This is a genomic window from Plantibacter sp. Leaf1 (genome assembly GCF_001421315.1).
Lineage (GTDB): Bacteria > Actinomycetota > Actinomycetes > Actinomycetales > Microbacteriaceae > Plantibacter.
Genome location: NZ_LMJX01000001.1, coordinates 26,496 through 39,555, shown reverse-complemented (window position 1 = coordinate 39,555; position 13,060 = coordinate 26,496). Strand labels below are relative to the sequence as shown.

The following is a 13,060-nucleotide window of genomic DNA, read 5'->3' as shown; positions in this document are numbered from 1 at the left end:
AGCCGGTCGATCGTCCGGCCGCCCCGCGCGAAGCCGGCATCGCGTCACGTGTCGCGGTTCGACACCGCTCCACAATCGTCCCCACCCGGGTCACCGTCGCCGGTCGCCTCGTCCGACCGCGAGCACCGACCGGACCGCGCCTACGCTCGCCGCATGTCCGAACGTTTCGTCGTCTCCGTGCCGCCCGACACCGCCCCACCCGACGCACCGGGGGTGGCCGACGAGGCCGAAGCCACCCGCGCGGACGAGTCCCGCGGGGTCACGGCGCTCGCCGATTTCGGCGCCCTCGCGCCCTACCTCGCCGACCTGGGGGTGACCGACCTCTTCGTGAACGGGACGTCCGGCCTCTGGCTCGACCACGGCGCCGGCCTCGTCCGCGAAGCCGGATGGACGTCCGACGAGGCGACCATCCGTGCGCTGGCCATCCGCCTCGTGGCGCGCGGCGGACGGCACGTCGACGAAGCGACCCCGTGCGTCGACGTCCGGCTGCAGGACGGCATCCGCGTCCACGTGGTGCTGCCACCGGTCTCCACGAGGGGCACCCTGCTGTCCATCCGGGTGCCTCGCGATGAGGCGCTGGGATTCGAAGCCCTGCAGACCGCCGGCATGTTCCCGTCCACCGTCGCCGAACTCCTGCGTGAGGCCGTGGCCACGCGCGTGAACATCCTCGTCACCGGCGCCGGGGGGTCCGGCAAGACGACCCTGCTGGGTGCCCTGCTCGGGCTCGCGCCACCGGCTGAACGGCTCGTCGTCATCGAGGACGTCGCCGAGCTCCGGATCCTCCACCCGCACGTCGTCGCACTCCAGTCCCGCCAGGCGAACCTCGAGGGCGCAGGCGGTATCGACCTCGAGCGCCTCCTGCGCGAGGCGCTCCGCATGCGGCCCGACCGCCTCGTCCTCGGCGAATGTCGAGGTCCAGAGGTGCGGGAGTTGCTCTCGGCGCTCAACACCGGCCACGACGGCGGCGCCGGCACGCTCCACGCGAACTCGCTCACGGACGTCCCCGCCAGGCTCGAAGCGCTCGGTGCGCTCGCCGGCATGAGCCAGGAGGCCGTCGCGCGTCAGGCGACGAGCGCCATCGGGCTCATCATCCATCTCGCTCGGCTTCCGGCCGGGAGGCAGGTCGTCGCCGTCGGACGGCTCGTGCTCGACGAACGGGATCGTCTCGCGGTCGAGGAGTTGCCGTGATCACCCCTCGATGGCTTCGCCCCGTGCTCGCGGCGTTCCCTGGCGCGACCCCGCCGGAGGACGACGGTCCCGCGCGGGTCGCCCGCACCACGCGCCGTCTGGCCGTGCTGCTCGGCGCCGGTGTGGCACCCGCCAGTGCCTGGACGCATCTCGCCGCGGCTGCGGAGCCGCAGGGTGGTGTCGCAGGAGCCGGTGCCGTCGAGCCTGCCCGTGACGACGCGTCGGACGTCGGAGTGGTAGACCCGGAGCCACAGGCGCGCTCGGATGCGGAGGCGCTCGCCGCCGTGGCCGACGCCGCGGTCCGAGGCGGGGACATGCCGGAGGCCATCGCCGCCATCGCCGAGCAGGAGTCGAGCACGGGCGCTCGCACGGCCTGGGCGGGGCTCGCTGCCGCTTGGCAGGTCGCCTCCATCAGCGGCGCGCCGCTCGGGGTCTGCCTCCGAGACCTGGCCGGATCGTTGCGGGAGCTGGATCGCATCGCCCGTGACGTGGGCACGGCGCTCGCCGGCCCTGCGGCCACCGCGCGGCTCGTGCTCTGGTTGCCGGTCGTGGCCGTCCTCCTCGGGATGGCACTCGGCTTCGACACCCTCCGGACGCTCTTCGCGACAGGACCCGGTCTCGGCTGCTTGGTCGTCGGCGTGGGGTTCCTCGTGCTCGGTGCACGGTGGAGCGCGTCGCTGAGCGCGCGGGCAGCCCAGCGGGATCCGGCCCCCGGGCTGTCACTCGACCTCGTCGCGGTCGCGATGGCGGGTGGAGGCGCCGCTCCGGCGGCCCGGGCGATCGTCGATGAGGCCTGCACACGGTTCCACGTGCCCTACGACGAGCAGGCGATCGCCGGGGTGCTCGCCCTGTCGGCGAGGGCGGGTGTCCCGGCAGGCGAACTGCTCCGGAGCGAGGCGCAGCAGCAACGCGATCAGGCTCGTTCCGACGGCGAGCGCGCCGCTGCGGTCCTCGCGACGCGCCTGATGATCCCGCTCGGCGTCTGTGTGCTGCCCGCCTTCCTGCTCGTGGGTGTGGCCCCGCTGCTCCTAAGTGTCCTGACCTCCACCGCACTGGGGTTCTGAGCCCCGGTGGTCGCCGGTGTGGGCGCTCTAGTGTCGCGGGCGTGGCAGGGCGCGCCAGCAGCGGGCACCGAGCAGGACGCCGACCGCGAGGATCACCGCCGGCACGACGAGCCAGGCCAGGTCGCCGCTCCATCCCACCCCGATCCCGTCCGGACCGGCGAACGCGAGGACGTCGACGAAGAAGAACCGCGCGTGTGCCTCGGTGAGCGTCGACTGCTCGACGACCGAGAGCATCCCGAGCGTGAACAGGGCGAAGGCGCACCAGTAGGCGAGGATCGCGACGCCACCCCAGATGGCCCCGATCGACCACACAGGCCGAAGCCGTGTCGGGTCTTCCGCGTATCGTGCGGCGAGTGCTCGGGGTGAGCCGAGGTCGGCGAGGGCTGTGGCCATCGGCCTCCGCTCGGCTGTGAGGTCCTCGCGGAGCGATCGGACGATCGACCGGCGTTCGCGTCCGGGCACGACGGCCTCGAGGTGCCAGTCCACGCGCTGCAGGTAGGCATCGCGACGCCATCGGTCCGCGGCACCCGGGCGGTGCGGAGTGGGTTCGGCGGATCGCTCGTCCGTCGGGGTGGTCTTGCGATCGGTCATGGTCGGGCTCCCTCTGGGTCCAGTCCTCGCTCGGCGATGTCGGTCATCGCCCTCCAGCGTGCGATGGCGTCGAGCCTCGCCGCCTCTCCTCGTTCGGTGATCGCGTAGTACTTCCGTGCCGGTCCGCCAGGTGACGCGACCCGGCGTCCGGTCACCAGGCCGTCACGCTCGAACCGGCTGAGGACCGGGTACACGACCCCGGTGGCGAGGTCCGTCAGGCCGAGAGCGCGCAACTGCTCCACGAGTGCGTACCCGTACGTCTCGCCGCGCTGCACGGTCGACAGGATCAGCATCGGCAACACCCCTCGGAGGAGTTGCGAGTCCTGTCCCGCCAGCTGTTCATCCACGACTATTACTCAACCATGAATAGCGCTGCTTTGCAATGGAAGCCGCTCCACAACACGTCCGGCGAAAGCACGCGTCGCTCCCGAGCCCGTTGTCGATCCGACAGCCGCCGCGGCCGGGGACCATGGAGGTGTTCGTGCCACGGACACAGCACTCCGGTGCAGGGAAGGAACATCATGATCAGGATCGGAAGCCGGATCGAGCAGGACATCGTGTGCGAGGCGCGACGCCTCCTGCGGGACGAGCGAGGGTCGGCGACGGCGGAGTACGCCGTGGCGACCATGGCAACTGTGGCGCCAAAAGGGCGTACATCGACACGAGGAGATCCCCCCATGCCCCAGTCCGCGGCTTTTCGTTCCAACACCCCCACCGACCTCGGCTTCCTGATCGACATTCTCGATCGGATCGAGGGACGCCTCCAGATTGTGGAGGCCCCGTCAGGTGAACAGATCGGTCAGACCGTCGAGCGGCTCCGTGTCCTCGTCGAGGAGCTCTCGGCCCAAGTCGACACGCTCGTCGAGGACAAGACCTACCTCCGAGCGGACATCGACCAGCGCATCGCTAACCCGCCCTCGGGCTCGAACGTAACCGGCAACGTGACCGCCTCCGGGAGCGTGACCGCGAGTGGCAACGTCATCTCCGGAGCCGCGATCGCCGCGACGACCGCGCTCAGCGGGCAGGACCTCTACGCCACGAACGCTCCGGGGTTCAACATCACGGGCGGCAGAGTAGCCGCATGGCTGGAGAACGCGACCGGCCGTCTCGGGACCGCCTCGTCGTCGCGCCGCTACAAGCAAGACGAGGCACCCGCGATGATCGACCCCGCCGCCGTTCTCACCATCCACCCGAAGACCTTCCACTACATCGACGAGGTCCGGAAGCGCGACGACCCCGAGTTCGAGCACTACGTCGGCCCTGAGTACGTCGTCGCCGAGGAGGTCGGCTTCATCGCGGAAGACCTCGCCGACGCCGGGCTCGATCAGTTCGTCGTGTGGCGCGAGGTGGACGGCGCCGTCGTCCCGGACGGCGTCAACTACGCGATGATCGCCGTCGCCCAACAGGCCGTCCTTCTTTCGCTGGACGCTCGACTCCGCGCGCACGGCATGTAGAAACGAAGAACGGCCCCCGTCCCGAAGGAGGAGGGCCGTTCTCGCTGGGACGCTTACGCGATGGCGATACCACGCGAGAACGCGAGGCCCCGGTCGAGAAGCTTGCTCAGGTCCAGGAGAACAGAGATCACGCTTCTGAGCTTCTCCAACGTGATTCGCTTGGTGGGAACCGCACCGGGAGCGTTGACCGTGCGAAGAACGGGAACGTTGGTGGGAACCGTAACGGGAGCGCTAACTGTAGAAACGCTGGTACGAAGTGTGTACCCGGCTATACACAGTGTTGTACATTGGTGGAAGAGAAACGCGATCGTACTGATCCAGTCGTGATCGTTCATGAGAGTGAACCTCCTAAGGTTCGGTAGCCGGATTGCAGTCCGGGCAGATGTGTTTCTTGGAGAATCGACGATGCCCTCGGCTGATGCTGAGGGCATTGTCACGTCCGGCGGCGGGTGCCTCCAAACGACCAGAGCTTCCTGATGTTCCAAGCTTACTGGCGATAATCGCGGTTCTCCAGGGACCGCGGCCTGAGGTAGTTACAGCCGTGTAGTTCTCCACCGGTTCTCCACCGAATCGAGCGAGTTCTCCACCGGTTCTCCACCGGGTTCGGCTTACGACGTACCACCCCGCGGGGGTCGAAAACGCCGTGATTTGGGGGATTTCTCCACAACCTGTGGACAAAGTTATCCACAGGGTCTTGTAGACCCAATAAATTCTCAGCCCGGGACGTTTTCCGGCGTGTCGCGGCAGGTTTCTCGGTGCCGGGAGCTTATGCATGGCGACGTTGTCCACAGAATCGGCACGATGGACGGCCCCCAAAGGAAACCCCCTGGACCCGAAAGGGTAGGTCCAGGGGGTTCTCTCGTCGGCGACCCGACGAGACCCGCGCCATCTCACGCCGCGGGGGTTCTGGGGGCTAGGAGCGGTCGAGGGCGCGTGCTTGGTCCTCCGAGGCCGAGGCCGTAGCCGGGGCGCGTCCGCGATCTCCACCGTCCGCGCCGTTGATCTTCCGGACCTTGCGGACCGGCTTCGGCTCGTCCGGCTCGGAGGGGGCGAGTTGCGCGGCCTGCCGCTCGCTCGCGGTCTGTCGATGGTTCGTGCTCATGGTCTGGCTCCTGTTCATTCGAAGTCGTCGTCGTCGAAGTGGTCTGCGGTGATGGTCAGTCGCGGTCTCTGCCTCTTCCGGGCCTGCCGGGAAACGAGGGCTGAGCTGTCCCGCTCGGACTCAGCCGGGGCGGCTTCGGCTCGTCGTGCCTTCGTCGCCTTCCGCGGCGGCGTCGGCACGCCCGGTCCGTGCGGGGCGGGGTCGAGGAGGACGGTGTGGCGCTCCGCTTCCGCCCGGGTGAGCTTGTGGCCCCGCTCGATGAGTCGAACGGTCTCGGCGAACTGCTTCAACCACTCGCGATCCCGCTCAGCCGCCAGCTCGCTTGCCCGGGCGCCGGTACGCGGTGCCAGTGCTCTAGGCATTCCGGACCACCTTCGCGTCGGGTGTGTCCGCGGGGATGTTCAGGCCGAGGAGTGTCGCTCGCTGAGCTTCGGCCTTGAGGATCAGGGCGTAGATGCCGTTCCGGGCTTGCTGGTTCGCCGCGAGGTTGAGGTCCCGGTTCAGATCCCGGATCATCCTGTCTAGCCGTGCCTCGCTCGTCGCCCGAAGCTCGTCGGCGGTCTCCGTGGCGAGCCGCACGTAGTAGGCGGAACACAGCTCGCGTGCCACCCACGCGGTGACGCCCATCGATTCACCGATCGCGTCGTAGTCCGACCCGGCGACCTTGAGCGCCCAGGCTTCCGCCGCGCGTGAGTTCTCCGGCGTCTCGGGCGCCAGGACCATGGTCTTCGACTTCTTCTTCTCGCCCATCACTCAACCGTCCGGATCTGGATGTCGATGCTCGTCAGGCCGTCGCGGACGACATCGGAACCCGACTGGAGGTTGAAGATGCCGCGAGAGTTCGACGACGTGCTCAGCACAGACGGGAGCTGATCCGGAGCGAGGAGCTCGATCACGCCGAGCGACGTACGGAGCTCGTCGCTCGCGACCTGCAACGTCTTGAGGGCGGCGCCGACGCGGTCGCGGTTGTGTGCAGCCTTCGCGAGCGCGGCCTTCTTCCACGGCTTGCGGTTCGCGTTGATGGTCGCGACGAGTTCGCCGTAAGCCGTGTAGATGGCCCGGTCGGCAGGCTCCACCAGCGCCCGGGCGTGACGAGCCCGCTGCTCGGCGGTCTTCGTGGCCTCCAGCGGGTCGGCCTGCTCGGCCTGGTCGGGGTCGTCGTTGAACAGCGCGGTCATTCGTGCGCTGTCGTCGGCACCGGCCCGACCGATCAGAGCCTCGGCCTGATTCGCTTCGACAACGAGTCGGGTCCAGCGGTTGTACGTGTCGAGGAGCTTCCCGATCGCCTGGTCGATCGGGGCGATACCCGTCTCGACCGGCAGATCGACGGTCCACTGACGGTTGGAGGAGGTGAGGCTGATGTTCTGCATGGTCATGATGCCTTTCGTTGTGTGAACTGGGGATCGAGGAGCTCGTCTGTCGGCGGACTGCCGGAGTCGACGTGGCCGATGGAGAATCTGGAGCCGCTGAGCACGACGCGACCGGAGTTGGCGAGCGCCCCGATGGCTTTGTACGCCACACCCTTCGAGAGTCCCGATTCTTGGAGCAGGAAGGCCCACTCCGACCGGGTTGCTCCCGTCGAGAGGAAGGCCGCGCGGAAGATGCCGAGGGCCTGCTCGACTCGCGGAGCCATCTGCTCGGCCTCACCCGCCGCCCCGAACGAGGCCGCGTAGTTCAAGATGACCGATTCGGTCCCGTCGACCGGCGAGAGCTTGACGTCCATGACTTTCCCGGCCTCGCCGTCCTTGTTCTTGACGAGCTCAAGCGTTCGGACATCGCCGTCCCCGGAGAGCTGGAGGACCTGATCCATGCCCGCGAGGAGAGCCGTCGAACCGCGGAGGTTGCCGTTGTGGCCGGTGTGATGCAGGAGCAGGATCGAGCAACCCTCGTGCGCCTTCCGGATGGAATCGGCCGCGGAGACGACGAGACCCATGCTCGTTGCCGAGTTCTCCTCCAGGCCCGGAGCGAGGCGGTTGAGCGTGTCGCCGATGACGAGGTCGATCCCGAGGCCAGCGACCACCGCGGCGACTTCGGCCACCTCGGCCGCGTTCCCGAAGTCGACGGGGTCAGGGTAGACGAACAGGCCCTCCTTGAGCGGCTCGCGCCACGCCACCTCGAGAGCCTGGAACCGACGATCAAGCCCGGACGCACCTTCCGCCGCGATGTAGAGCACTCGGCCCTGCTCGACCTCCCGTCCCAGCCACGGATGGCCGGTGGCGATGGAGTAGGCGAACCCTTGCGCGAGGAGCGACTTGAATCCGGCCGGCGGGGCGACGAGCATCGCCGTGGAGTTCCTCGACAGCACGCCCGGAACAAGCGGTTCGGGCTTCGGCAGAGCGGCCAGATCGCCACGAGACAGGAGCCGATCGGCGAACGAGGGCCGGTCCTGTCGCTGGAGCGCCTTGAACTGCCGCTCGGCCTCGGCACGAATGCTCAGACGCGCGACCTCGTCGGCGATCCGCCGCTCCTCCGGAGTGCCCTCCGCCTCGGATGCCGGGGGCGCTACGTCCTGCTTCAGCTTCCGCGCCGCCTTGAGCTCGGCCTTCGTGAACGGGATGAATGTCGGGGCGGGTCCCCAGTAGTTCGCCGAGGTGAGGAGGGCTGAGTCGAAGTCCGCGGCGTAGCCGGGATGGAATTTCGTGTACGTCTCGCGAGCCTGGGCCACGGCCTCGCCGACACCGACCCACCCCTCGCTCCCGAGCTGAGCCAGGAGGCGTGTAGCTTCGAGCATCGTTCCGTGGGAGGTGCCGTGCTCGTGGATCAGGGACGCGGCCTTCCGGACTCGCTTTCCGGGCTTGCCGGGGGTGAGTGTGGCTACCCAGTCCGCGAGCGCGAGGTCGTGCGTCGCGTCATGAGCCCGGCCATCGACGAGGACCCACTCGGGAGCTGGGGCGATGCTCGGCTCCTCGGTGAGCGCGTCGCCGTAGTAGACGAAGTACCCGTTCCCGGATCGGATGTCGACGCCGCCCATCTTCTCGCCGTCGTGAGCGAGGTTCTGGCCGACCGTGAGTACCCGACCCGCGGGAGCGGCGTAGACGTGGTGTCGCCCGCCGCCGAGGGTCGGGTAGGAGAGCGTCTCCGGCGCCGTGAGCCCATGCGCCCGGAGGGACGTAGGTCCATCCTTCGTCGGGTCGTCGGAGAGGTCGACATCCAGGGTGACGAGTCCGGAACCCCGGGTGTAGACGCCGACGAAGGCGTCCGGGTTCGCCTGCCACCACTCGAAGATGGTCGAGGGGTCGTCGGAGGCGACCTCGGTGAATCGGACCAGCGGCTTCTTCCGACGCTTCTCGCCGTCGAGCTCCACGAGGACGGGGAAGACCTTCCACCCGTAGCGGGCAAGGGAAGCCGCGATCGCCGCCACGTTCTCACGTGGCGCGAGCTTGCGGGTCATCGACTCGCCTCCCACACACCCCGAGCGAGGTCCGCTCGGAGCAGCGCGACCGCGGCACGCTTGCGCCGCGCCCATGGGAGGCCGGGGTGCTCACGGTCCACGATGTCCAGATAGTCCCGGAGGTCGTCCTCGGAGGGAAGCGGAAGACTCTTCTCGTTCGACACTCGCTTGACCGGCGGGAGGAGACCGGCGAGCTTGAGGCGCTCGTGGACCTCATCGGGCGCGAGGCCCCGCTTCTTGAGCTTCTTCTCCACGATCTGCCGGGCGTCCTCGCGCGCTTCGGCCTTCGCAGAGTTCTTCGCGGCCTTCGCGGCATTCGCCTTCCGGGAACGCTCAGCGGCCCACTCCGGCCCCTTCTTCGCGACCCCTGCCAGCGATGCCATTCGGGCCGACTCAGGCGTGAACCCCATCAGGCGTCCTCACCTTCGCGCTCGGTCTCCTGTCGGTGGACGGCGGCCATAGCCGCGAGGGTCGCTCGGTTGACCCGAGCCTCCCGCTCCCGAGCGGCGTGGTAGCCGGGGCTGAGGTCGCTCATCTTCGGCGGGCGCGGAGCCTCGTCGGCCGTCATCGGGTACCTCCGAGAAGGACCGAGAGCCGAGAGGCCTGGGAGGTTGAGAGGACCGGAGCTCGGTCGACGATGCGTTCGACGACAGCGCGGTCGTCGTCAGTGAGGACGGTCATGAGATGGGGACTTCCGGCGAGGAGCGGAGCGGCCGTTCCCTGCCGGTGAAGGCGGTACTAGGCGACGAGCGCTGGGGCTCGATCACTACCGATCCCCAGTTCCCCATCTCGGTTGCACTGGGAGGTGTGTGCTGGGATAAACGCTAGCACGTATGGTCGACGCATTCCTACCGTTTTCCGGCTTCTGATCTGGACTTATTTATCCGGCTTGCCCGGAACTCTTACTCGATCTGGAGGCCGTCTACTCGGTCCTAAGTGTCGAATATCGACGCCTGGTCTCGGTCTCAGTCTCGGTCTCCATCTCCCCCTCCTATAGAGGGGGGGAGACTTTGGAGACTCGATGGAGACTGGGGTGGAGACTATGGAGACTTTCCCGGAAAGACGCGGAAGTTGAGAGGAGACTCGCTTGGAGACCGTGGAGACCGGGGATGGAGACTCGATGGAGACTGAGGGGCAGATTCGCCATCCGATGGAGACTCATTCCAGGTGCTCGGGATGCCTCTCGATCGGAGTGCGGGGAGGTGACGGCTCTCACCCGGCGTCGACGGCGTGAACCTAGGCTCGCTTTCGGAAACCGGGGTCAGTGCCCGCGGGTGCTCGGAGACCGTCCCGAGGATGGGTGCATCTCGCCTGAACTACGCTCGGGTCCCCATCGTGGGCGCGGTAGGGATCGAGGCGCATTCGCGGTACCTTGATCGTCCAGTCATTCAACAAAGGGGTCAGATGATGGAACACAACGGCGTTGCACCTTGTCAGATGTGCGGAAGCCCGGTTCGAGAGCGTCGAGTGAAGGGCGACATGACCTTCGGGGACAGCGCGCCACCGATCGAGGTCCGGCGCACCTGCACGAACCCGCAGTGCGACAGCAACACCGGCAGCATGTCCATCGCCGACGTGGTGTGAGCGGAGCTCAGTCTCGCCACTGAATCTCGGTGCTCGCGGCCATAGCTTCCATGCTCTGTGACCGGCCACCCTGGCCGACCGAGTGGACGACGACGGTCATGAGCACGTCGAGGACGGCGCGCTTCCGATCCAGGCTCAGCGCCTCCCACGTCGCCGAGACATCGGCCTGCCCGATGATGTCGCCGAGCACGTCGACCCGGCCCGCCTCGGTCATCTTCGCGTCGATGGTGGCGATCTGCTCGCGGAGGTTCCGGACCGCGGCGCGGGCGTCGTCGGACGACAGGGTCCCGTCCGCGACGAGGTCGACGACGCTGTCCAGGCGGGCCTGGTGTGCGAGCCGCTCGGTCCGGAGGGCGTCGGCGTCCGGCCGCTCCCGGTCGAGGAGGAGGTCGGCGGCATCGGGCCGCGACAGGCGGGCGACGATGACCGACTCGACGAAGCGGTCGAGCGGGGCGCCGCGGCGCATGAAGTGGGCCATCGACCGGCACCGGTAGGAGTGGACGCCCGCGTCGCCGCCACCGGCCCGGATCGGGTCGAAGCAGACCCCGCACACGGCGAGGCCAGACAGGAGCCACTTCCGGCCCGTCTCCCCGCCGTTCGTCCGCCGCCCGGAGTGCGAGAGGAGCTCCTTCGCCGCGAGCCAGGTCTCCTCGCCGACGATCGGCTCCCAGGCGCCGGGGACGCATGACTCCCGCGTGATGGATTCGAGGTCGTAGAGCTCGCCATCCGGGTTCCGCCTCGGCAGTAGGGCCGCGTAGTAGGGCGAGAGGAGCATCCGCCGGAGCGTCGTCGGCCGGAACTCGACCCCGTCCGGGTTTCGCTTCGACGGCATCGTCCGCTTGCCCGCGGCGTTGAGCTCGCGGCAGATCGAGCCGAGGGTCATTCCCGAGAGGAGAGACTCGTACATCCGTCGCACATCATCGGCTCGCTCGGGGTCGATCAGGTAGGCGCTCGGGGACTCCGCCGTCCGATCGGCGGTCGGGACCCAGAGGTAGCCGTAGGGCACCCGGCCGGAGGTCGGGACGCCTCGCTCTCGCCGGTCGGCATTCGCGAAGATGCGCCGCTCAGCCTTGATTTCCGACTCTGCGCGGCTGACGCTCGTCAGGACGTTCGCGACGAGGCGACCCGAGGGGGAAGCGAGGTCGAGAGCGCCGTCCGTCGTGACCGTGTTGACCTTCGCCGCCGTGAGCGCTTCGAGGGCACTCAGGCTCCGGCCGAGCCGGTCGAGCTTCCGCACGATCAGAACGTCGAACTTGCCCGCGCGGGCGTCGGTGAGGAGCCGGTCATAGGCGGTCCCCGCGCCGCGGCTCTTGTATCCCGAGACGTTGTTGTCCTCGTAGGTCTCGACGACCTCGTAGTCGCGGGCGGCGGCGAGCTGGAGACACGCGTCGACCTGTCGCCGGATACCCTCGGGCTCGGCTACCGATTGCCGGGCGTAGATTGCAGCGCGGACGGGGGCAACTCGGGTCGAAGTCATGGCCTCAGAGTACGCCGAAACGCGCTACAGTGGCGGCCGTCGGGTTCGCGGGACTCCTCGTCGCCATCCTCCGGGGCGATGAGGTGCGGGGCATCCTCACCGACCTCATCCGTCGCGCGCTCACGGCGAACGGTTGAACGGTGCGTCGATGTCGCCGTGCGCTCCGCTCCGAGGACGGCTCCGTCACGGCGGAGTTCGCCGTCGTGGTCCCAGCCGTCGTCCTGGTGTTGGCGATGGGGCTCTCCGCCATCCAGGTGGGCCTGACCCAGCTCCGCGCGACCGATGCCGCTGCCGACGCGGCCCGCAGCCTGGGACGCGGCGAGGACGGTGGGACGGCGGCGGGCCGGGTCTCGCAGATGTTGCCGGGGGCGACCACCGCCAGCAGCTCGGAGGGTGACCTCGTCTGCGTGCAGGTCGACGCCGCAGGTGGTTCAGGCCTCGCGGCGCTCATCCCGATCTCGGTGTCCTCCTGCGCCTTGGTCGGCGGACGATGAAGCACCGCCACGGCAGGCTCGGCTTGGCACGGTTGCGCGACGAGGCGGGCGCAGGCTCGGTGCTGGCGGTGGGTGTCATGGGTGCGCTCGTCGCGCTCCTCCTCGCCACCCTCCCCGTGGCGACACTGCTCGCCGGGCATCAGCGGGCGGCCAACGCGGCGGACGCAGCCGCGTTGGCCGCCGCGGACACCCTCTCCGGACGCGTCGCGGGCTTCCCGTGCGACACCGCGCGCGTGGTCGCATCCCGCAACCAGGCCACGCTCGGGGCCTGCACCATCGAGGGGGAGACGGTCGTCGTCGACGCCATCGTCGAGACCCCGCTCGGCACCGTCACGGTCGCGGCGAGGGCGGGCCCGCCGCCGGACACCGCAGGGCGGCCGAACGGCGCACCCGGAAACGCACCGTATTAAGAGGTACCGGAACGACGGGTCAGGGCTGGTCGGATCCGGTCGTGAAGACCGCCTCCAGGAAGCGGTAGTCGACGGCACTCGGTGCTCCCGAGTCGTCGTACTCCTCACCGGTCGTCCGGGCGTACCGGTAGACCTTGCCGGCCGTGCCACTCGGCACGTCGACGGTGGGCTTCGGCGATCCCTGATCGGTGAGCGGGGCGCTGATCGTCTTGCCCTCCAGCGGACCGTCGGTCAACTTCACGGTGTAGTTCGTCTGGGTACTCATGGGACACATTCTGCTCCCAACGCCGCAGAACGCAAGGGGA

16 protein-coding genes and 1 pseudogene are annotated in these 13,060 nt (G+C 68.7%); 6 read left to right on the top strand and 11 right to left on the bottom strand.

The window, feature by feature from the left end; translation table 11 throughout:
- The first annotated feature begins 153 nt into the window (after nt 1-153).
- Entirely contained in the window at nt 154-1,188 is a 1,035-nt protein-coding gene (locus ASE44_RS00160; RefSeq protein WP_082455550.1) for a TadA family conjugal transfer-associated ATPase, read from the top strand.
- Nucleotides 1,185-2,252: a type II secretion system F family protein gene (locus tag ASE44_RS00155; protein WP_056776319.1), complete on the top strand. Its 1,068-nt coding sequence runs from the start codon at nt 1,185-1,187 to the stop codon at nt 2,250-2,252. Before ASE44_RS00160 ends, ASE44_RS00155 begins: the two co-directional genes overlap by 4 nt.
- A gap of 27 nt (nt 2,253-2,279) precedes the next feature.
- On the opposite strand, the gene ASE44_RS00150 is transcribed toward ASE44_RS00155, so the two are convergent.
- The gene (locus ASE44_RS00150) at nt 2,280-2,843 is read right to left on the bottom strand and encodes a hypothetical protein (RefSeq protein ID WP_235522507.1); all 564 of its coding nucleotides are present in this window, start codon (nt 2,841-2,843) and stop codon (nt 2,280-2,282) included.
- Nucleotides 2,840-3,190: a PadR family transcriptional regulator gene (locus ASE44_RS00145; protein WP_235522506.1), complete on the bottom strand. Its 351-nt coding sequence runs from the start codon at nt 3,188-3,190 to the stop codon at nt 2,840-2,842. Before ASE44_RS00145 ends, ASE44_RS00150 begins: the two co-directional genes overlap by 4 nt.
- Nucleotides 3,191-3,520: 330 nt before the next feature.
- Between ASE44_RS00145 and ASE44_RS00140 the strand changes: the two genes are divergently transcribed.
- Nucleotides 3,521-4,297: a tail fiber domain-containing protein gene (locus tag ASE44_RS00140; protein ID WP_056776318.1), complete on the top strand. Its 777-nt coding sequence runs from the start codon at nt 3,521-3,523 to the stop codon at nt 4,295-4,297.
- 913 nt (nt 4,298-5,210) lie between these two features.
- On the opposite strand, the gene ASE44_RS00135 is transcribed toward ASE44_RS00140, so the two are convergent.
- From ASE44_RS00135 to ASE44_RS00105, 8 genes are all read right to left on the bottom strand, one after another.
- Entirely contained in the window at nt 5,211-5,399 is a 189-nt protein-coding gene (locus ASE44_RS00135) for a hypothetical protein (protein WP_056776316.1), read from the bottom strand.
- 14 nt (nt 5,400-5,413) lie between these two features.
- On the bottom strand, nt 5,414-5,761 hold the full coding sequence (locus ASE44_RS00130; RefSeq protein ID WP_157579732.1) for a hypothetical protein: 348 nt from the start codon (nt 5,759-5,761) through the stop codon (nt 5,414-5,416).
- Nucleotides 5,754-6,149 (bottom strand): hypothetical protein, encoded by a 396-nt coding sequence (locus ASE44_RS00125; RefSeq protein WP_056776312.1) that lies wholly within the window; start codon nt 6,147-6,149, stop codon nt 5,754-5,756. The genes ASE44_RS00130 and ASE44_RS00125 overlap by 8 nt, the downstream gene beginning before the upstream one ends.
- Nucleotides 6,149-6,775 carry a hypothetical protein gene (locus ASE44_RS00120; protein WP_056776309.1) on the bottom strand — a complete coding sequence of 209 codons (627 nt, stop codon included), beginning with the start codon at nt 6,773-6,775 and terminating at the stop codon, nt 6,149-6,151. Before ASE44_RS00120 ends, ASE44_RS00125 begins: the two co-directional genes overlap by 1 nt.
- Nucleotides 6,772-8,790 carry an AAA family ATPase gene (locus tag ASE44_RS00115; protein ID WP_056776306.1) on the bottom strand — a complete coding sequence of 673 codons (2,019 nt, stop codon included), beginning with the start codon at nt 8,788-8,790 and terminating at the stop codon, nt 6,772-6,774. Before ASE44_RS00115 ends, ASE44_RS00120 begins: the two co-directional genes overlap by 4 nt.
- Nucleotides 8,787-9,173: a hypothetical protein gene (locus tag ASE44_RS00110; RefSeq protein WP_056776304.1), complete on the bottom strand. Its 387-nt coding sequence runs from the start codon at nt 9,171-9,173 to the stop codon at nt 8,787-8,789. Before ASE44_RS00110 ends, ASE44_RS00115 begins: the two co-directional genes overlap by 4 nt.
- A gap of 26 nt (nt 9,174-9,199) precedes the next feature.
- A complete protein-coding gene (locus ASE44_RS18320; protein WP_157579731.1) occupies nt 9,200-9,358 on the bottom strand; it encodes a hypothetical protein in 159 nt (52 codons plus the stop codon).
- 1,023 nt (nt 9,359-10,381) lie between these two features.
- Nucleotides 10,382-11,851, bottom strand: coding sequence for a recombinase family protein (locus ASE44_RS00105; protein WP_056776303.1), 1,470 nt, complete (start codon nt 11,849-11,851; stop codon nt 10,382-10,384).
- Nucleotides 11,852-11,874: 23 nt separating this feature from the next.
- Between ASE44_RS00105 and ASE44_RS18875 the strand changes: the two are divergent.
- The 3 genes and pseudogenes from ASE44_RS18875 to ASE44_RS00095 form a co-directional block, all read left to right on the top strand.
- Nucleotides 11,875-11,988: pseudogene (locus tag ASE44_RS18875) on the top strand (DUF4244 domain-containing protein); the annotation flags it as partial.
- 3 nt (nt 11,989-11,991) lie between these two features.
- Nucleotides 11,992-12,345: a TadE family type IV pilus minor pilin gene (locus ASE44_RS00100; RefSeq protein WP_056776301.1), complete on the top strand. Its 354-nt coding sequence runs from the start codon at nt 11,992-11,994 to the stop codon at nt 12,343-12,345.
- Nucleotides 12,342-12,755 carry an Rv3654c family TadE-like protein gene (locus ASE44_RS00095; RefSeq protein ID WP_056776299.1) on the top strand — a complete coding sequence of 138 codons (414 nt, stop codon included), beginning with the start codon at nt 12,342-12,344 and terminating at the stop codon, nt 12,753-12,755. Before ASE44_RS00100 ends, ASE44_RS00095 begins: the two co-directional genes overlap by 4 nt.
- Before the next feature lie 19 nt (nt 12,756-12,774).
- Here ASE44_RS00095 and ASE44_RS00090 read toward each other — a convergent pair whose 3' ends face one another.
- Nucleotides 12,775-13,020 (bottom strand): hypothetical protein, encoded by a 246-nt coding sequence (locus ASE44_RS00090; RefSeq protein WP_056014545.1) that lies wholly within the window; start codon nt 13,018-13,020, stop codon nt 12,775-12,777.
- Between the last annotated feature and the right edge of the window lie 40 nt (nt 13,021-13,060).

What these genes read in the sequence shown, in the direction of transcription:
- ASE44_RS00160 (WP_082455550.1), top strand. Translation starts at nt 154, where the DNA reads ATGTCCGAACGTTTCGTCGTCTCCGTGCCGCCCGACACCGCCCCACCC.
- ASE44_RS00150 (WP_235522507.1), bottom strand. Translation starts at nt 2,843, where the DNA reads ATGACCGATCGCAAGACCACCCCGACGGACGAGCGATCCGCCGAACCC.
- ASE44_RS00140 (WP_056776318.1), top strand. Translation starts at nt 3,521, where the DNA reads ATGCCCCAGTCCGCGGCTTTTCGTTCCAACACCCCCACCGACCTCGGC.
- ASE44_RS00135 (WP_056776316.1), bottom strand. Translation starts at nt 5,399, where the DNA reads ATGAGCACGAACCATCGACAGACCGCGAGCGAGCGGCAGGCCGCGCAA.
- ASE44_RS00130 (WP_157579732.1), bottom strand. Translation starts at nt 5,761, where the DNA reads ATGCCTAGAGCACTGGCACCGCGTACCGGCGCCCGGGCAAGCGAGCTG.
- ASE44_RS00125 (WP_056776312.1), bottom strand. Translation starts at nt 6,149, where the DNA reads ATGGGCGAGAAGAAGAAGTCGAAGACCATGGTCCTGGCGCCCGAGACG.
- ASE44_RS00120 (WP_056776309.1), bottom strand. Translation starts at nt 6,775, where the DNA reads ATGACCATGCAGAACATCAGCCTCACCTCCTCCAACCGTCAGTGGACC.
- ASE44_RS00115 (WP_056776306.1), bottom strand. Translation starts at nt 8,790, where the DNA reads ATGACCCGCAAGCTCGCGCCACGTGAGAACGTGGCGGCGATCGCGGCT.
- ASE44_RS00110 (WP_056776304.1), bottom strand. Translation starts at nt 9,173, where the DNA reads ATGGCATCGCTGGCAGGGGTCGCGAAGAAGGGGCCGGAGTGGGCCGCT.
- ASE44_RS18320 (WP_157579731.1), bottom strand. Translation starts at nt 9,358, where the DNA reads ATGACGGCCGACGAGGCTCCGCGCCCGCCGAAGATGAGCGACCTCAGC.
- ASE44_RS00105 (WP_056776303.1), bottom strand. Translation starts at nt 11,851, where the DNA reads ATGACTTCGACCCGAGTTGCCCCCGTCCGCGCTGCAATCTACGCCCGG.
- ASE44_RS00095 (WP_056776299.1), top strand. Translation starts at nt 12,342, where the DNA reads ATGAAGCACCGCCACGGCAGGCTCGGCTTGGCACGGTTGCGCGACGAG.
- ASE44_RS00090 (WP_056014545.1), bottom strand. Translation starts at nt 13,020, where the DNA reads ATGAGTACCCAGACGAACTACACCGTGAAGTTGACCGACGGTCCGCTG.